The sequence below is a fragment of the Bradyrhizobium sp. 1(2017) genome (assembly GCF_011602485.2).
Taxonomy (GTDB): Bacteria; Pseudomonadota; Alphaproteobacteria; order Rhizobiales; family Xanthobacteraceae; genus Bradyrhizobium.
This window is the reverse complement of the sequence record NZ_CP050022.2, coordinates 4,454,493-4,472,895: the sequence shown is the minus strand read 5'-3', so window position 1 is coordinate 4,472,895 and position 18,403 is coordinate 4,454,493. Positions and strand designations below refer to the sequence as shown.

18 protein-coding genes are annotated in these 18,403 nt (G+C 64.9%); 16 read left to right on the top strand and 2 right to left on the bottom strand.

The window, feature by feature from the left end:
- The first annotated feature begins 18 nt into the window (after positions 1–18).
- The 3 genes from kdsA (at position 19) to glsA (ending at position 4,070) form a co-directional block, all read left to right on the top strand.
- Positions 19–882: a 3-deoxy-8-phosphooctulonate synthase gene (gene kdsA / locus HAP40_RS21205; RefSeq protein ID WP_166815945.1), complete on the top strand. Its 864-nt coding sequence runs from the start codon at positions 19–21 to the stop codon at positions 880–882.
- A complete protein-coding gene (locus HAP40_RS21200; RefSeq protein ID WP_166815947.1) occupies positions 882–2,087 on the top strand; it encodes an MFS transporter in 1,206 nt (401 codons plus the stop codon). The genes kdsA and HAP40_RS21200 overlap by 1 nt, the downstream gene beginning before the upstream one ends.
- A 108-nt stretch (positions 2,088–2,195) precedes the next feature.
- Positions 2,196–4,070, top strand: a complete 1,875-nt coding sequence (gene glsA, locus HAP40_RS21195; protein ID WP_166815949.1) for a glutaminase A — start codon at positions 2,196–2,198, stop codon at positions 4,068–4,070.
- 33 nt (positions 4,071–4,103) lie between these two features.
- Here glsA and HAP40_RS21190 read toward each other — a convergent pair whose 3' ends face one another.
- Together HAP40_RS21190 and queF are read right to left on the bottom strand one after the other, a co-directional pair.
- On the bottom strand, positions 4,104–4,901 hold the full coding sequence (locus HAP40_RS21190; RefSeq protein WP_208024751.1) for an extracellular solute-binding protein: 798 nt from the start codon (positions 4,899–4,901) through the stop codon (positions 4,104–4,106).
- A 16-nt stretch (positions 4,902–4,917) separates the two neighbouring features.
- Complete coding sequence (queF, locus tag HAP40_RS21185; protein ID WP_166815951.1) at positions 4,918–5,394, bottom strand: preQ(1) synthase; 477 nt, start codon at positions 5,392–5,394, stop codon at positions 4,918–4,920.
- A 125-nt stretch (positions 5,395–5,519) separates the two neighbouring features.
- Here queF and eno point away from each other — a divergent pair, with 125 nt between their 5' ends.
- The 13 genes from eno to HAP40_RS21120 all read left to right on the top strand — a co-directional run bounded on the left by eno (position 5,520) and on the right by HAP40_RS21120 (position 18,392).
- Entirely contained in the window at positions 5,520–6,803 is a 1,284-nt protein-coding gene (gene eno / locus HAP40_RS21180) for a phosphopyruvate hydratase (protein ID WP_166815953.1), read from the top strand.
- Positions 6,804–6,847: 44 nt separating this feature from the next.
- Positions 6,848–7,981 (top strand): zinc-binding dehydrogenase, encoded by a 1,134-nt coding sequence (locus HAP40_RS21175; RefSeq protein ID WP_166815955.1) that lies wholly within the window; start codon positions 6,848–6,850, stop codon positions 7,979–7,981.
- 119 nt (positions 7,982–8,100) lie between these two features.
- Positions 8,101–9,099: an MBL fold metallo-hydrolase gene (locus HAP40_RS21170; protein ID WP_166815957.1), complete on the top strand. Its 999-nt coding sequence runs from the start codon at positions 8,101–8,103 to the stop codon at positions 9,097–9,099.
- A 184-nt stretch (positions 9,100–9,283) separates the two neighbouring features.
- Complete coding sequence (locus HAP40_RS21165) at positions 9,284–9,835, top strand: NADPH-dependent FMN reductase (protein WP_166815959.1); 552 nt, start codon at positions 9,284–9,286, stop codon at positions 9,833–9,835.
- 144 nt (positions 9,836–9,979) lie between these two features.
- Complete coding sequence (locus tag HAP40_RS21160) at positions 9,980–10,297, top strand: FtsB family cell division protein (protein ID WP_166819420.1); 318 nt, start codon at positions 9,980–9,982, stop codon at positions 10,295–10,297.
- A gap of 212 nt (positions 10,298–10,509) precedes the next feature.
- Positions 10,510–11,469, top strand: a complete 960-nt coding sequence (locus HAP40_RS21155) for a helix-turn-helix domain-containing protein (RefSeq protein ID WP_166815961.1) — start codon at positions 10,510–10,512, stop codon at positions 11,467–11,469.
- A gap of 253 nt (positions 11,470–11,722) precedes the next feature.
- Complete coding sequence (gene adh, locus HAP40_RS21150) at positions 11,723–13,240, top strand: aldehyde dehydrogenase (protein ID WP_166815963.1); 1,518 nt, start codon at positions 11,723–11,725, stop codon at positions 13,238–13,240.
- Between the two features lie 270 nt (positions 13,241–13,510).
- Positions 13,511–14,533 carry a pyruvate dehydrogenase (acetyl-transferring) E1 component subunit alpha gene (pdhA, locus tag HAP40_RS21145; protein WP_166815965.1) on the top strand — a complete coding sequence of 341 codons (1,023 nt, stop codon included), beginning with the start codon at positions 13,511–13,513 and terminating at the stop codon, positions 14,531–14,533.
- 29 nt (positions 14,534–14,562) lie between these two features.
- Positions 14,563–15,951 (top strand): pyruvate dehydrogenase complex E1 component subunit beta, encoded by a 1,389-nt coding sequence (locus HAP40_RS21140; RefSeq protein WP_166815967.1) that lies wholly within the window; start codon positions 14,563–14,565, stop codon positions 15,949–15,951.
- 3 nt (positions 15,952–15,954) lie between these two features.
- Positions 15,955–16,257 carry a DUF5076 domain-containing protein gene (locus HAP40_RS21135; protein ID WP_092181243.1) on the top strand — a complete coding sequence of 101 codons (303 nt, stop codon included), beginning with the start codon at positions 15,955–15,957 and terminating at the stop codon, positions 16,255–16,257.
- Positions 16,258–16,259: 2 nt separating this feature from the next.
- The gene (locus HAP40_RS21130; protein WP_166815969.1) at positions 16,260–16,712 is read left to right on the top strand and encodes a nucleoside deaminase; all 453 of its coding nucleotides are present in this window, start codon (positions 16,260–16,262) and stop codon (positions 16,710–16,712) included.
- A 62-nt stretch (positions 16,713–16,774) separates the two neighbouring features.
- Positions 16,775–18,133: a pyruvate dehydrogenase complex dihydrolipoamide acetyltransferase gene (locus HAP40_RS21125; RefSeq protein WP_166815971.1), complete on the top strand. Its 1,359-nt coding sequence runs from the start codon at positions 16,775–16,777 to the stop codon at positions 18,131–18,133.
- A 22-nt stretch (positions 18,134–18,155) separates the two neighbouring features.
- Entirely contained in the window at positions 18,156–18,392 is a 237-nt protein-coding gene (locus HAP40_RS21120) for a hypothetical protein (RefSeq protein WP_166815973.1), read from the top strand.
- Positions 18,393–18,403 lie beyond the last annotated feature (11 nt).

Below are 18,403 nucleotides of genomic sequence, written 5' to 3'. Positions count from 1 at the left end.
AAACGGGGGATATTGGCCTTGAGCTCTTCGAATTCGGCGGCGCCGGTCGTCACCATTGGCACGGTCAAGTTCGGCAATGATCTGCCGATCTCGATCATCGCCGGACCGTGCCAGCTCGAAAGCCGCCAGCATGCGCTGGAGGTCGCCTCCGCGCTGAAGGAGATCGCCGCGCGGCTGAAGATCGGCCTCGTCTACAAGACCTCGTTCGACAAGGCCAACCGCACCAGCGCATCTGCCGCACGCGGGCTGGGCCTTGCGCAGTCGCTGCCGATCTTCGCAGAGATTCAATCCTCTCTCGACCTGCCGGTGCTGACCGACGTGCACGAGGCCACGCAATGCGCCGAGGTCGCGCAAGCTGTGGACGTCTTGCAGATCCCGGCCTTCCTGTGCCGGCAGACTGATCTGCTGCTGGCTGCGGCCGCGACCGGCAAGGTCGTCAACGTCAAGAAGGGACAGTTCCTGGCGCCCTGGGACATGGCGAATGTGGTGACTAAGATCACCGGCGCGAACAACCCCAACGTGCTCGTCACAGAGCGCGGCGCCTCGTTCGGCTACAACACGCTGGTCTCGGACATGCGCGCGCTGCCGATCCTGGCGCGCACCACCGGCGCCCCCGTCATTTTCGATGCCACCCATTCGGTGCAGCAGCCGGGCGGGAAGGGGACCTCGTCGGGCGGTGAGCGCGAATTCGTGCCGGTGCTGGCACGCGCGGCGGTCGCGGTTGGCGTTGCCGGCGTCTTCATCGAGACCCATCCCGATCCGGACCGGGCGCCCTCGGACGGGCCCAACATGGTGCCGCTGCGCGAATTCGAGGGACTGATCGCCAGATTGATGGCGTTCGACGCGCTCGCCAAAGAATCCGTCGAAACCGGCCCGCGCTGATGCAGCACGGCGAGGCGGGGCCGCACGATCACGGCTTGCCGACAGCGCTCTACGTCATATCAGGCGCCAGCTTCGCCGCAGCACTTTCGGCGCGCGCGCTCGATCCGGTGCTGCCGCATGTCGCCGAGGATTTTGGCGTCAGCATCGCGACCGCCGCCGGCTTTGCCGCGGTGTTCGCCTTCACCTTCTCGATTATCCAGCCGATCGTCGGCGCCGCTGCCGACCTGTTCGGCAAGACGCGGCTGATGATCGGCTGTCTCGCATTGCTCGGCCTTGCCAACATCCTGGGCGCGCTCTCGACCTCGTTCTCGGTGCTGTTTGCGACGCGCGTTCTCGCCGGCATCGGCTCCGGCGGCGTGTTTCCGGTGGCGCTGAGCCTGACCAGCGATCTCGTCGGGCCCGAGAAGCGCCAGGTCGCGATCAGCCGTACGCTCGCCGGCGCCATGACCGGCAATCTGCTCGGCGCCTCGGCCTCCGGCCTGATCGGCGATTTCCTCGGCTGGCGCGGCGTGCTCGCGGTGCTTGGTGCGCTCGTGATCGTCGCCTCGATCGCGGTCGCTGCCGGCTTTCACGGCGCCAAGGTCAAGCATCCGCCGAAGACGAGCCTGTCGGCACTGAAGGCCGGCTATCGCACCATCTTCACCAATCCCAACGCCTATGTCTGCTACTCGGCCGTGTTCATCGAAGGCTGCTGCGTGCTCGGCCTGTTTCCCTACATCGCCTCGTTCCTGTTCGAGCTCGGGCAGACCTCGCTGTCGATCGCCGGCATCGTCATCGCGGGCTTTGCGGTCGGCGGCCTGCTCTACACGCTGACGGTGTCGCGCCTGCTGCCGCGGCTGGGCATGAAGGGCATGATGATCGCGGGCATGACGCTGGTGGCCTCGCAGCTCATTGCCGTCGCCTTCGGCCCACGCTGGGAAGTGCAGGCCCTGAGCCTCATCGTGATGGGATGGGGCTTCTACATCGCCCATGGCTGCCTGCAGGTCTTCGCCAGCGAGCTCTCGGTCGAGGCGCGCGCCACCGCGCTGTCGCTGCATTCGTTCTTCTTCTTCATGGGGCAGACCGTAGGGCCGCTCGCCTATGGCTTCGGGCTCCAGCATGCCGGCAAGATGCCGACCCTGTTCGCGAGCGCCTTGATCATGGTGGTGCTGGGCTTCGTCTGCGCCCGCCTGCTCAAGCAGCGGGCGCCGGCGGATGCGCGCTGACGTCCATCAGGCCACGTAGGCGCGCACCGCTCCGCACCACGACACCGTCGACCCGGTATACATGGCACACGAATTGCTTCGATTCCGGGCAAATCGAGGTGTGAAACCGTGGACGCCCAGCCCGACCATTTGCCCAGCACAGCAGGGGCGCCCCGATCATCCGGGTATCCTACCCGGCCGCCGCTGCGGCGCTTTCTCACCGATTGCCACGAAGAATTCAGGGTCGATCATTCCGGTGAGCTCGCCGACTACATCCCCGAGCTGAGGCGCGCCAACCCCGACCATTTCGGCATCGCGCTCGTGACCATCGACGGCCATGTCTACGAGGTCGGCGACAGCGACGTGCCATTCACGATCCAGTCGGTGTCGAAGGCGTTCGTCTTTGCGCTTGCGCTGGAGATGGTGGGCGAAGCACGCGTCGCTGCCACCATTGGCGTCGAGCCGAGCGGCGAGGCCTTCAACTCCATCCGGCTCACCAATGACAACCGTCCGTTCAACCCGATGGTCAATGCCGGCGCGATCGCCTGCTCGGGCCTGATCTACGAGGTGGACGGGAAGGGTGCCTTCGAGCGCGTCCGCGCCAAGCTCAGTCAGTACGCCGGCCGCGAGCTTGCGGTGGACGAGGCCGTTCATGCCTCCGAGACGGCGACCGGCAATCGCAACCGGGCCATCGCCTGGCTGCTGCGGAATTACGCGGTGCTGCCGGATGACGTCGACGCCGTGCTCGACGTCTATTTCCGTCAATGCGCCATTCTGGTGACGGCGCGCGACCTCGCGGTCATGGCGGCAACGCTCGCCAATCGAGGCATCAATCCGGTGACGGGTGTGCAGGTGATCACGCCCCATATCGTCGCGCGCACGCTGTCGGTGATGACGAGCTCGGGCATGTACGACTACGCCGGCGAGTGGACCTATCGGGTCGGCATCCCCGCCAAGAGCGGCGTCGGCGGCGGTATCGTCGCGGCGCTGCCCTCGCAACTCGGGCTCGGCACCTTCTCGCCGTTGCTCGACAATCATTTCAACAGTGTGCGTGGCCTGAAAGTGTGCGAAGCGCTCTCGGCGCGGTTCGACCTGCACATGCTCAACCGCAACGCCGATGTCCGCACCAGCATCATGGCGGATTACGACATCTACGGTATTTCCTCGCGCCGCAGCCGTCAGCCGCACGAGCAGCAGATCCTCGACGAGCGTCACAGCGACATCCGCGTGCTCGAGCTTGTCGGCGCGATGAATTTCGGCACCATCGACTACGTCACCCGGCGGCTTAGCAGCGAGCCGCCGAGCGCGCCGTTGCTGATCATCGATTTCCGCCGCGTTCCTGATATCACCGCGGCTGGTGCGGAGCTGCTCGGCGAGAAGCTGACCGCGCTCGGCAATGGCGGGGTCACTGCCATCCTGTCCGGCTTCGAGCAGTCCTCCGTGGTCTGGGCGGCGATCGCCGCGCGCACGGCCGAGCCGCGCCGGCTGCGCCGCTTCGCCCTGCTCGACGATGCCATCGAATGGGCCGAAGACCAGGTGATCTACCGCTTCGGCGGCTTCACCGACTTGAAGGAGAGCGCGCATCTCGGCGAGCAGGCGCTGCTTGGCGAGCTCGCCTCGGACGAGATCGCTGCGATCGTCAAGCTATCGAGCACCCGGCATTACACGGCCGGCCAGCGCATCATCGCGACTGGCGAGCCCGCCAATTCGCTGTTCTTTCTCCAAAGCGGGATGGTCAGCGTGAAGCTGCCGAGCGGCGTCCGGCTCGCTTCTCTCGGCCCCGGCATGGAGTTCGGCGAGATGGCGATCCTGGAGCGGAGCCGCAGCGCCGACGTCGTTGCGGACACACCCGTCATTTGTCTCGAATTGCCGCTGGACAGCTTTGCGGATTACCGCCGCCTGCACCCGGAAACCGCGCTGAAGATCATGCGCAACCTCGCCGCCATCCTGGCGCGGCGGCTGGTGGCGGCGAATGCCAAGGTGGATCTGCTGAGCGCGTATTGATCAGCCGCAATCGTGAGACCGCGACCGACTGCGTTAATTCGCCCCGGCAGCCGGGATCGGGTCCATGCCGCTCGCGACGATCGCTTCGCGCGCGGCCGGGGAGGCCAGGAACTTGATCAAGGCACGTCCTGCATCGGGTTCCTTCGAACCGGCCGCGATGCCGGCGGAGAAGATCGTGATCTTCTGCAATTCGTTCGGCAGCGGTCCGACGATATCGATGCCCTTGACGGGCTTCAGCTCGCTGATCTGCTGGAAGCCAAGCTCGGCTTCGCCGTGCGCGACGATCTCGCCGACCGGCGTCGCCGGAATCTTGCGCGCCTTGTCCTTCATGGCATCGGCTATGCCGAGCTTGTCGAACATCTCGGTGGAGACGTAGACGCCGCTGGCGCTGTCGGAATAGGCGATTGACTTTGCGGCCAGCAGCGCGCGCTTGACGGCCTCCACCGAGCTGATGTCCGGCTTCGGTGCACCCGACTTCACGGCGATGCCGATCGGCGACTTTGTCAGATCGACCTGGCTGCCGGCAGCGACCTTGCCCTTGCCCGCGAGGTCGGTGAGGGCGTAGCCCACCATGATCAGGACATCGGCCGGCTCGCCGCGCTCGAGCCGCACCGGGATGGCGTTCGCGGTCGTTCCCATCGACGGCCCGTATTCCGTCAGCACCTTGTTGCCGGTGGCCTTCTCGAATTCGGGCACGAGCGCCTTGTAGGCAGCTGTCAATCCACCCGAAATCATCACCCGCACCTCGGCAGCGTCGGACGCGCCGGTGAGCCAGAGGACGCTCAGAAGACCGAGGGCAAGGTTGCGGAATGTTGCTGGCATCCATTTCATTGTTGTTCTTCTCCTACTAGCCCCGCCCACGATAGGACGCGACGCCTTGCTCCGGCACCCACATGCCCTTCGGCACGCGGCCGGTCTGCCAGAACACGTCGATCGGGATGCCGCCGCGCGGATACCAATAGCCGCCGATGCGCAGCCATTTCGGCTTGATCTCGGAGGCGATGCGCTTGCCGATCATCACGGTGCAATCCTCGTGGAAGGCGCCGTGATTGCGGAAGCTCGCGATGTAGAGCTTGAGCGACTTCGACTCCAGCAGCCATTGGCCCGGCGCGTAGTCGATCATCAGATGGGCGAAATCCGGCTGGCCCGTGACCGGGCAGAGCGAGGTGAACTCCGGCACCGTGAAACGCACCAGATAATCCGTACCCTTTTGCGGATTGGGCACGCGGTCGAGCTTGGCCTTTTCCGGTGCATCCGGCCATTCCACGGCGCGGCCAAGCTGCAGAGCAGGGGAGTTGTTCGATTTGCTGGGTTTTTTCGACATCGGGCCGCCTCCGTGCGGCCCTCTTAGCCAATCATCGGGCGGCCGTCACCCGGCCTTTTCCACTTCGATGCATTGCGGTAGAAGCACGGCCAACTGCCCCCTGTGTTTCTCGAAATGAGGCTCTCATGACCGCCATCATCGACATCATCGGCCGCGAAATCCTGGACAGCCGGGGTAACCCCACCGTCGAGGTCGATGTCGTGCTGGAAGACGGTGCGCTCGGCCGTGCCGCGGTGCCGTCGGGCGCCTCCACCGGTGCCCATGAGGCCGTGGAACTGCGCGACGGCGACAAGGCCCGCTATCTCGGCAAGGGCGTCACCAAGGCGGTCGGCGCCGTCAATGGCGAGATCTTCGAGGCCCTGAGCGGTCTCGATGTCGAGCAGCAGGCCCAGATCGACCAGATCATGATCGACCTCGACGGCACGCCGAACAAGAGCCGGCTCGGCGCCAACGCCATCCTCGGCGTCTCGCTCGCCTGCGCCAAGGCGGCCGCGAACTCGCTCGACATGCCGCTGTATCGCTACGTCGGCGGGACCTCGGCGCGCCTCCTGCCGGTGCCGATGATGAACATCATCAACGGCGGCATGCATGCCGACAACCCGATCGACTTCCAGGAATTCATGATCCTCCCGGTCGGCGCGTCGTCCTTCGCCGAGGGCCTGCGCTATGGCGCCGAGGTCTTCCACACGCTGAAGTCCGAGCTCAAGAAGGCCGGCCACAACACCAATGTCGGCGACGAGGGCGGTTTTGCCCCGAACCTGCCGTCGGCCGACGCCGCGCTCGACTTCGTCATGAACGCGATCGGCAAGGCCGGATTCAAGGCGGGGAGCGATATCGTGCTCGGCCTCGACTGCGCCTCGACCGAGTTCTTCAAGGGCGGCAAATATGTCTATGAAGGCGAGGGCAAGACCCGCTCGATCTCCGAGCAGGCCAAGTACCTTGCGGACCTCGTCGCGCGCTATCCGATCGTGACCATCGAGGACGGCATGTCGGAGGACGACATGGACGGCTGGAAGGAGCTCACCGACCTCATCGGCAAGAAGTGCCAGCTCGTCGGCGACGATCTCTTCGTCACCAACGTCAAGCGCCTCGCCGAGGGCATCAAGGCCGGCCGGGCCAATTCGATCCTGATCAAGGTCAACCAGATCGGCACACTGACCGAAACGCTCGCCGCCGTCGAGATGGCGCACAAGGCCGGCTACACCTCGGTGATGTCGCACCGCTCGGGCGAGACCGAGGATTCCACCATCGCCGATCTCGCGGTTGCCACGAATTGCGGTCAGATCAAGACCGGCTCTCTTGCGCGGTCCGATCGCACCGCCAAATACAACCAGCTCCTGCGCATCGAGCAGCAGCTCGGCAAGCAGGCGCTCTATGGCGGCAAGGCGGCACTCAAGGCGCTGGCATAAGCCGGCGCTTCGACCCGCGAACAGACGGACAGGGGAGGATCGACATGAGCGACGGCAAAACCGGCCTGCAACTGCGTTCGCTGATCAAGAAGAGTGGAGAGCTGGAAATCTCGCTTCTCGACGTGCCGACCCCCGAGCCCGCCGCGGATGAAGTCGTCGTCCGCGTCGAGGCGGCGCCGATCAATCCGTCCGACCTCGGGCTCCTGATCGGCGCGGCCGATATGAGTACGGCGAAGGCGTCTGGCACGAAGGAGGCCCCGGTCATCACCGCGAAGGTGCCTGAGGGCGCGATGCGGGCGATGGCTGGCCGGCTCGACGAATCCATGCCAGTCGGTAACGAAGGCGCCGGCATCGTCATCAAGACCGGCTCGTCGGATGCCGCGAAGGCACTGATGGGCAAGACGGTCGCCATGATCGGCGGCGCGATGTATGCGCAGTACCGCACCCTGAAAGTGCGCGAGTGCCTGCCGTTGCCGGCGGGGACCACGCCGGCGGAAGGCGCCTCCTGTTTCGTCAATCCGCTGACTGCGCTCGGCATGACTGAGACCATGCGGCGCGAGGGCCACAAGGCGCTGGTGCACACCGCTGCTGCCTCCAATCTCGGCCAAATGCTGAACAAGATCTGCATCAAGGACGGGATTGCGCTGGTCAACATCGTGCGCAGCAAGGAGCAGGCCGACATCCTGCACAAGATCGGCGCCAAATATGTCGTGGATTCCACCGCGCCGACCTTCCTCAGCGATCTCACCAATGCACTGGTCGAGACCGGCGCCACCATCGCCTTCGACGCCATCGGCGGCGGCAAGCTTGCCGGCGACATCCTCAACTGCATGGAAGCCGCGATCAACAAGACCGCCAAGGAATACAGCCGCTACGGCTCCAACGTGCACAAGCAGGTCTATGTCTACGGCGCGCTCGATATCCGCCCGATCGAATTGCCGCGCGGCTTTGGCATGGCCTGGGGCGTCGGCGGCTGGCTGCTGTTTCCGTTCCTGATGAGGATCGGGCAGGCGGACGGCGCCAAGCTGCGCCAGCGCGTTGTCGACGAATTGAAGACCACCTTCGCCAGCCACTACACCAAGGTGGTTTCGCTGCCCGAGGCGCTCGATCCCGCCAACATCGCGGTGTACGCCAAACGCGCCACCGGCGAAAAATTCCTCATCAACCCAAACAAATAATCGTGGCGTGCGACGGCACGTCACCGAAAGAAGGTCTTGCCTTCTGAGCGAAGCCCGGGATTATTCCCGCTGCCGTTGAAAGCGGAAAATCCGCAGGGCGCTCAGAAGGGGACTTCTTCATGACTGACTTCAATCGCCGCCATTTGCTTGCAGGCGCTGCCGCCGTCGGTGCGGCTGCCGTTACCGGCCTTCGGCCGACCGACGCCAATGCCTCAGTGCCACCGACCGGGACGCAGGCGCCGGGCTTCTACAGGTACAAGGTCGGCAGCTACGAGTGCACGTCGATCAACGACGGCGCGCGCACCTTTCCGATGCCGGAGAAGTTCGTCGTCAACATACCCAAGGAGGAATCCCTGGCCGCGGGCGAGGCGGCCTACATGCCGAAGGGCATGGTCACAGTGCCGTTCAATCCGCAGCTCATCAACACCGGCTCCAAGCTCGTGCTGATCGATACCGGCAACGGAGTAGCCAACCTCGAGCCGAGCAAAGGCGCGGTCGGCCGCACCCTGCAAAACCTTGCCGCAGCTGGCGTCGACCCGAAGAACGTCGACGTCGTGCTGTTGTCGCATTTGCATCCCGACCACACCAACGGCATACGCCTGGCCGACGGCGCGCTCGCCTTCCCGAACGCTGAGATCATGGTGCCGGGCAAGGACTGGGAGTTCTGGACCAGCGAGGACAACGCCGCCAAGGCCGAGTCCAACCCGATGATGAAGAACTACTTCGCCAACGTGAAGAAGACCTTTGCCGGCCTCGAGTCCAAGGTCACCAAGTACGACTGGGGCAAGGAGGTCGCGCCCGGCATCACCTCCATTGCGACGCCGGGTCACACGCCCGGCCACACCTCGTTTGCGGTTGCATCGGGCGATGCCAAGGTGCTGATCCAGTCCGATGTCACCAACATTCCGGAATTCTTCCTGCGCAACCCGGACTGGCACGTGATGTTCGACGCCGATGCTGCGCTGGCGCAGGCGACCCGCCACAAATTCTACGACATGGCGGCTGCCGAGAAGGCGACCGTGATCGGCTTCCACTTCACGTTCCCGTCGGTCGGTCATGTCGAGAAGAACGGTGCCAAATATCGCCTGATCCCGTCGGCGTGGAATCCGACGATCTGACCGGATTTTGACCATTTGCGTAAAAGATCGGGCCGCCGCTTGGCGGCCCGATTGATTTGGGCGACCATCTGCTTTCGCGAAACGCAGCGTTTCCAAATCGATCCGGTTCATGCACTTGCATCCAATGCTCCGGATCGCTTAAGTGCCGCCCCGGCACTCCCGCTCAATTCCTCGAGGACACCCCATGGCCTACAACATCGTCGTGATCGCCGGCAGCCTGCGCAAGGACAGCTTCTCCCTCAAGATCGCAAATGCGCTTGCCAAGCTCGCGCCTGGCTCACTCAAGCTCGAGGTGATCACGCTGTCGGGCATCTCGTTCTTCAACCAGGACCTCGAGGGCGCGCCGCCCGCGGACTGGCTGGCCTTCCGCGAGAAGCTTCAGAAGTCGGATGGCGTCATCTTCGTCACGCCCGAATATAACCGCGCGATCCCCGGTGTGCTGAAGAATGCCATCGACGTCGCCTCGCGGCCCTACGGCAAGAGCTCGTTCAACGGCAAGCCGGTCGGCATCGTCTCGAACTCGCCAGGCCCGCTCGGGGGCGTCAGCGCCGCCAAGACGCTCCAGAACATCCTGCCGGGCATTGCCGGCCCGATCATGCAGCAGCCCGAGACCTATCTGAACGCGGTCGGTGACGCCTTCGATGCTGACGGCAACCTGACCAAGGAGTCGCTCAAGCCCGTGCTCCAGGCCTATGTCGACGCGTTCGCCGCGCACGTCGCGAAGCACCACGGCTGAGGCGAACGGCCTGCCGCCAAGCTTCTTCCTCACAGGAAGAAATCAATCGGGGGTCATTCCGGGGCGGCTCGTTAGAGTCGAACCCGGAATGACAGCTTGTCCAAGGTTAGCACTCCCTTAACCAACCTGCCGCATCTTCCCAGGATGGTCTCCCGCGCGCGCCTGAAATCGATCCTGACCGGTCTTGCCCTCTATGCCGTGGCAGCGGCCATCGTCGGCTATTTCGGCGTCAACGCCTACACCGGCAAATACGGCCTCAACGCCCGTCAGGAGCTCGATCAGGAGATCATCGCGCTGACCAGCGAGCTCGCGCAGCTCAAGCGCGAGCGCGCCAGGAGCGAGCAGCGCGTCTCGTTGCTGCGCACGTCGAGGATCGACCCCGACATGCTGGACGAGCGGGCGCGCTACCAGCTCGACTATGTCAATCCGCATGATCTCGTTCGGATGATTCCGGCGAAATAGCGCTTTCGCTGCACTCGAAACCGGAATCGAAAGCGGCTGCCGAAATCCGACGGCCGTGGATCAATTCTACCAAAGGCGTTGGCGTGGAACCGGAATGCCGCCTTGACGGCGGCGCCCGAGCGGGCTCATGGCTTGTGCTGCTGTCGCCAAGTTGACGCAGATCAACCGGGCCCTGCCGGCACAGCCTAGACTGCCTTCCGGAGGAAACAGTGGTGAATGGGCCAACGCCCCCGCATCACGCGGCCCGCGTCGAGGCCGCCATCGCGTCAGGCCAGGCGGCCCGGTCCGCGCTCGTGGCCTCGTGGCGCCGTTCGTCCAGATTGCATCATCTGGATCCCGCAGGGCGCACCTCGCCGATACGGCTGACCGACGCCGAGCTGCACAAGGCGCGGGAGCGCATCGCGCCGCTGTTGACCTCGGCGCAAGGTGCGATGGACCGGCTCTATCAGGCCGTCGGCGCGAGCGGCTGCTGCGTGTTGCTCGCGGACGGCGAGGGCGTGCCGGTCGATCGCCGTGGCACGCCGGGGGACGATGCGACCTTCCAATCCTGGGGCCTGTGGACCGGCGCGCTCTGGAGCGAGGAGCATGAGGGCACCAACGGGATCGGCACCTGCCTCGTCGAGCAGCGGCCGCTGACGATCGATCGTGACCAGCACTTCTTCACCCGCAACACGCTTTTGAGCTGTACCGCCGTTCCGATCTACGACCATGAGGCGGCGCTCGCAGGCGTGCTCGACGTCTCCTCCTGCCGCGCCGACCGCACCGATGCGTTCTCCAGCCTGATCGCGCTGGCGGCGGGCGAGGCGGCCAAGCGCATCGAGGCCGACCTGTTTCGCAGAGCCTTCGCCCATGCCCGCATCGTGCTGACGCAAGGACCGGACGGCAGTTGCGGCGGCCTCATCGCGGTCGATGCCGACGATCTCGTGATCGGCGCAACACGCTCCGCGCGGCTCGGACTCGGGATCGCGCCAGGCAAGGCGTTGCAGCCGGTGCCCGCGGCCGACCTGCTCGGCGGGGATACCGCGCACGACCACCTTGCCGGCGGTCAGCGCGCGGTGTTGCAGCGGGCGCTGCTCCGCGCCGGCGGCAACGTGTCGGCGGCCGCCAAGGCCCTCGGCGTCAGCCGCGCCACGCTGCACCGGAAGCTGAAGCGGTTCGAGATCAAGCACTGAGCTTCCCCAGCCGCATTGCGAGCGGAGCGAAGCAATCCAGAATCTTTCCGCGAAGGGACTCTGGATCGCTTCGCTGCGCTCGCAATGACGACGTGGCGACCACCCGTGACACTCACGACTGTCGCAGAACTGCGACAGGTCCGATCCACCATCGCAGCCGCCCGGGCTGACAGAAAACACCTCCCGAGACATCGTCGTCGCAAGTCGCGATCACGCGACGAATTGCGCAAACAGCAAACATCGGGAGTGATCAATGAACAAGGTGGAATTCCTCAGCGTCACCAAAGTTCCTTTCGCCGAACGCTATGACAATTTCATCGGCGGCAAGTTCGTGGCGCCGATCGCGGGCAAGTATTTCGACAACGCCTCGCCTGTGACCGGCCAGATCGTCTGCAAGATCGCGCGGTCCGACGCGCAGGACGTCGAGGCGGCCCTCGACGCGGCGCATGCGGCCAAGGCGGCCTGGGGCCGCACCAGCGTCGCCGAGCGCGCCGCGATCCTGAACCGGATCGCCGACCGCATGGAAGAGAACCTTGAGCGTCTCGCCATCGCCGAGACCTGGGACAACGGCAAGCCGATCCGCGAGACCCGCGCTGCCGACCTGCCGCTGGCCATCGACCATTTTCGCTATTTCGCCGGCGTGGTGCGCGCCCAGGAAGGCTCGATCGGCGAGATCGACCACGACACCATCGCCTATCATTTCCACGAGCCGCTGGGCGTTGTCGGCCAGATCATCCCCTGGAACTTCCCGCTGCTGATGGCCTGCTGGAAGCTTGCGCCAGCGCTGGCTGCCGGCAATTGCGTGGTGCTCAAGCCCGCGGAGCAGACCCCGGCCTCGATCATGGTGTGGGCCGAGATCATCGCCGACATCCTGCCGCCGGGCGTCCTCAACATCGTCAACGGCTTCGGCCTGGAGGCCGGCAAGCCGCTGGCCTCGAGCCCGCGCATCGCCAAGATCGCCTTCACCGGCGAGACCTCGACGGGCCGGCTCATCATGCAATATGCCAGCCAGAATCTCATTCCCGTCACGCTGGAGCTCGGCGGCAAGTCGCCGAACATCTTCTTCAACGATGTCACCGCCGAGGACGACGACTTCTTCGACAAGGCGATCGAAGGCTTCGTCATGTTCGCACTGAACCAGGGCGAGGTTTGCACCTGTCCGAGCCGGGCGCTGGTGCACGCGGATATCTACGACCGCTTCATGGAACAGGCGTTGAAGCGCGTCGCAGCGATCAAGCAGGGCGATCCGCGCGATGCCACCACCATGATCGGCGCCCAGGCCTCCAGCGAGCAATTGTCCAAGATTCTCTCCTATATCGACATCGGCAAGCAGGAGGGCGCCAAGGTTCTCGCCGGCGGCGGACGTGCCGAGCTCGCCGGCGATCTCGCCGGCGGATTCTACGTGCAGCCCACCGTGTTCGAGGGCCACAACAAGATGCGGATCTTCCAGGAGGAGATCTTCGGCCCCGTCGTCTCGGTCACCACCTTCAAGACCGACGACGAGGCACTCGCGATCGCCAACGACACGCTCTACGGCCTCGGAGCCGGCGTCTGGAGCCGCGATGCCAATCGCTGCTACCGTTTCGGCCGGGCGATCCAGGCAGGCCGGGTCTGGACCAACTGCTACCATGCCTATCCCGCACATGCGGCGTTTGGCGGCTACAAGCAGTCGGGCGTCGGTCGCGAGACCCACAAGATGATGCTCGATCACTACCAGCAGACCAAGAACCTCCTGGTCAGCTATAGCCCAAAGAAGCTCGGCTTCTTCTGATCGGGGCGGCGGCGAGGGCGGCGCCGTTTCGGCGTCGCCCGTTCCGAATGTCACGACCCGGTTGCTTCAACGCCGGTTGACGCGATCACGAATCTGCGCGTGCGGCGGCCGCGCATCGATTTGTTGCCCGATCGGCGCCAAACATTTTGCAATATTTCGACCACGTTGCAGTGCGGCATAATGAAAGTCGTGCCATGTCGCCGCGGTGCTTTCCAAGGGCGTTTGACTTGGGTTAGAGAGGGCGAAAGTTTTCTCTGACCCGGAATTCCCATGGCCGCACCCAAGAAAGCCGCCGCAAGCACGCCACACGACAAGTCCGACGGCGGGTCGCCCCCGGAATTCACCAGGGAGCAGGAGCTCAAGGCGCTCCGCGACATGCTCTTGATCCGGCGGTTCGAGGAGAAGGCCGGCCAACTCTACGGCATGGGCGCGATCGGCGGCTTCTGCCATCTCTATATCGGCCAGGAGGCCGTGGTGGTCGGCATGCAGATGGCCCTGAAAGAGGGTGATCAGGTCATCACCGGCTATCGCGATCACGGTCACATGCTTGCCACCGGTATGGACGCCAACGGCGTCATGGCCGAGCTCACGGGCCGCCGCGGCGGCTATTCCAAGGGCAAGGGTGGCTCCATGCACATGTTCAGCAAGGAGAAGCACTTCTACGGCGGCCACGGCATCGTCGGGGCGCAGGTCTCGCTCGGCACGGGCCTCGCCTTCGCCAATCACTATCGCGGCAACGACAATGTCAGCGTCACTTATTTCGGCGACGGCGCGGCCAACCAGGGCCAGGTCTATGAGAGCTTCAACATGGCGGAGCTCTGGAAGCTGCCGGTGATCTATGTCATCGAGAACAACCGCTACGCCATGGGCACCTCGGTCTCGCGCGCCTCGGCGCAGCAGGATTTCTCCAAGCGTGGCGCGTCATTCAACATCCCCGGCAAGCAGGTCGACGGCATGGACGTCCGCGCCGTGAAGGCTGCGGGCGAGGAGGCGGCGGCCTGGTGCCGCGCCGGCAAGGGTCCCTATATCCTGGAGATGCAGACCTACCGCTACCGCGGTCACTCAATGTCCGATCCTGCAAAATATCGCACACGCGAGGAGGTCGAGAAGGTCCGCCACGACCAGGATCCGATCGAGCAGGTGCGCAACCGCCTGCTCGCGGCCAAGGTCAGCGAGCAGGACCTGAAGGCGATCGACGCCGAGGTGCGCGACATCGTCAATGCGTCCGCCGATTTCGCCCAGCATGATCCCGAGCCGGACGCCGCCGAGCTCTGGACCGACGTTTACCGCTGAACGCGCGCAAGCTTTCTTTTGGAGTCGATATGCCAATTCAAGTGCTGATGCCCGCGTTGTCGCCCACGATGGAGAAGGGCAACCTCGCCAAATGGCTGAAGAAAGAGGGCGAGCAGATCAAGTCGGGCGACGTGATCGCCGAGATCGAGACCGACAAGGCGACGATGGAGGTCGAGGCGACCGATGAGGGGACGCTCGGCAAGATCCTGATCCCCGAGGGCACCGCCGACGTGGCGGTGAACACGCCGATCGCGACCATCCTCGCCGATGGTGAGAGCGCTGCCGATCTCGCCAAGGCCACCGCGCCGGCCAAGCAGGAGAAGGCCGCCGAGTCGGCGCCGCCCGCCGCTGCAAAAGCCGAAGCGCCCGCGCCCAAGGCTGCACCTGCTCCTCAGGCCGTCGCCGAGCCCGATCCGGAAGTGCCCGCCGGCACCGAGATGGTGACGCAGACCATCCGCGAAGCCTTGCGCGACGCCATGGCCGAAGAGATGCGCCGCGACGCCGACGTCTTCGTGATGGGTGAAGAGGTCGCCGAATATCAGGGCGCCTACAAGGTCACGCAGGGCCTGCTCCAGGAGTTCGGCGCCAAGCGCGTGATCGACACCCCGATCACCGAGCACGGCTTTGCCGGTGTCGGCGTCGGTGCCGCGATGACGGGCCTCAAGCCCATCGTCGAGTTCATGACCTTCAACTTCGCCATGCAGGCGATCGACCAGATCATCAACTCCGCGGCCAAGACGCTGTACATGTCCGGCGGCCAGATGGGCTGCTCGATCGTGTTCCGCGGGCCGAACGGCGCGGCTGCGCGCGTCGCCGCCCAGCACAGCCAGGACTATTCGGCCTGGTACTCGCACATCCCCGGCCTCAAGGTGGTGGCGCCGTATTCGGCGGCCGACGCCAAAGGTCTGCTCAAGGCCGCGATCCGCGATCCCAACCCGGTGATCTTCCTCGAGAACGAGGTGCTCTACGGTCACACCGGCGAGGTGCCGAAGCTCGACGATTTCATCATCCCGATCGGCAAGGCGCGCATCGTGCGCGCAGGAGGCCACGTCACGATCATCTCCTGGTCGAACGGCATGACCTACGCGCTGAAGGCCGCCGACGAGCTCGCCAAGGACGGTATCGAGGCCGAGGTGATCGACCTGCGCACGCTGCGCCCGCTCGACACCGAGACCATCATCAACTCGGTCAAGAAGACCGGTCGCGCCGTCACGGTGGAAGAGGGCTGGGCCCAGAGCGGCGTCGGCGCCGAGATTGCCGCGCGCATCATGGAGAACGCCTTCGACTATCTCGATGCGCCGGTTGCGCGCGTCTCCGGCAAGGACGTGCCGATGCCCTATGCCGCGAACCTGGAGAAGCTCGCGCTGCCTTCGGCGGCGGAAGTCGTCGAGGCCGCAAAAGCCGTCTGCTACAGGTAGATCATGGCGGGTCCGAAGGAGCAGCCACTGCCGCCCGACGTTATGACCCGCGAGGACGCGGTCGAGATCCTGCGCGTGTTCGTGCTGGATGGCGGGCTGTCGATGGCGTTCCAGCGTGCCTTCGAAGAGCCCGACATGTGGGGCCTGCTGCTCGTCGATCTCGCCCGCCATGCCGCGCGCGCCTATGCGCGCGAGAGCGAATATACCGAAGAGGACGCGCTGAACCGGATCCTGGAGATGTTCCAGGCCGAGATCGAGCGTCCGACCGACACCGGAACCACGACGCCACGCGGCAAGGGACACTGACCGTGGCGATCGAATCCCGTCATTTCGATTTCATGCTGGAGGCGATCCGCGAGGCGGAAGCCTCGATCGCGCAAGGCGGCCTGCCGATCGGCGCGGTGCTCACGCGCGACGACAAGATCATCGCCCGCGGCCACAACAACCGCGTGCAGGAGAACAACGTGATCCTGCACGGCGAGATGAGCTGCCTGCGCGAGGCCGGCGCCATCACGTTCCACGACACCGTCATGTATACCACGCTGTCGCCATGCTCGATGTGCGCCGGCGCGCTCGCTTTGTTCAAGGTCAAGCTGGTGGTGATCGGCGAGTCCGTCACCTTCGAGGGCTCCAAGGACATTCTCGACAAGTTCGGTATCCCCTGGATCGACCTTGCCGACGACCGCTCCATCGCCATGATGAAGAATTGGCGTTCTAATCCTGCCAATGAGCGCCTGTGGCAGGGCGACATCGGCAACTAAACCTGGTCTGTTCGTCTTCGCTGTCGAAGGCGACATTTTGAGAAGTTCTTCGTGAGGTCAGCATGCCCATCAACATCCTGATGCCCGCTCTCTCGCCGACGATGGAGAAGGGCAACCTCGCCAAGTGGCTGAAGAAGGAAGGCGACAAGGTCAAATCCGGCGACGTCATCGCCGAGATCGAGACCGACAAGGCGACCATGGAGGTCGAGGCGATCGACGAAGGCACGATCGCCAAGATCCTTGTGCCGGAAGGCACGCAGGACGTCCCGGTCAACGACGTGATCGCCGTGCTCGCCGGCGAGGGCGAGGACGTGAAGGCGGCCGGGGCTGCGAAGCCCACCGCCTCGGCTGCTCCGCCGAAAGCCGAGAAACCCGCTGAGGCTCCCGCCGCTGCGCCGGCGCCCGCTCCAGCCGCGCCCAAGGCAGCACCGCCGCCGGCCGCGCCGACCGCGCCGCAGGCGGCTGCACCGGCCGCGCAGGGCAACGGCCATGGCGGCCGCGTGTTCTCCTCGCCGCTTGCGCGCCGTATCGCCAAGGAAGCCGGCATCGATGTTGCGATGGTCACCGGTACCGGACCGCATGGCCGCGTGGTCGCACGCGACGTCGAGCAGGCCAAGTCCGGCAAGGGTCTCAAGGCACCTGCGGCAGCGCCGTCCGGCGCGCCTGCAATCGCGCCGACCATGTCGGACAAGCAGATCCTGTCGCTGTTCGAGCCCGGCTCCTACGACATCGTCCCGCATGACGGCATGCGTCGCACCATTGCGCAGCGCCTGACCGCGTCGATCCAGAACGTCCCGCACTTCTACCTCACCATCGACTGCGACATCGGCAAGCTGCTCGCCGCGCGCGAGGAGATCAACGCCGCCGCGCCGAAGGACAAGGAGAAGAAGCCGCTCTACAAGATCTCGGTCAACGACTTCGTCATCAAGGCGATGGCGGTGGCGCTCCAGAAGATCCCGAACTGCAACGTCAGCTGGACCGAAAGCGGCATGGTCAAGCATCATCATTCCGACGTCGGCGTCGCCGTTGCCATGCCCGGTGGCCTGATCACGCCGATCATCCGCAAGGCCGAGACCAAGACGCTCTCCACCATCTCCAACGAGATGAAGGATTTCGCCGCGCGCGCCCGTTCCCGCAAGCTGAAGCCCGAGGAATATCAGGGCGGCACCACGGCCGTCTCCAACCTCGGCATGTACGGCATCAGCCACTTCACCGCCGTGATCAACCCGCCGCATGCGACCATCCTCGCGGTCGGCACCAGCGAGGAGCGTCCCGTCGTGCGCGGCGGCAAGATCGAGATCGCGAACATGATGAGCGTGACCTTGTCCTGCGATCACCGGGCGATCGACGGCGCGCTCGGGGCCGAACTGATCGGCGCGTTCAAGCAGCTGATCGAAAACCCCGTGATGATGATGGTCTGACGCGGCGGCGAAGGGGGCAACCTTGCATGTCCGTACCCGCTGGCCATGGATATCGCTGCTGCTCGGCGCCGTCGTCGCGCTCAATCCGATCGGGCTCGATTTTCTACGATCCGCATTCCTGTCGGGAGAGCAATTATCGCGGAACATCGCTCAACCCATCGTGTTGAGCGCGCTGGCCGTTCTGGTCCTGGTCGGGATCATCGAATGGCTGGTCAGGTTTGTTGTCTTCAAGCGCCGCGCCCGCGGCGTCACGTCTTGAGTTGAACGGGA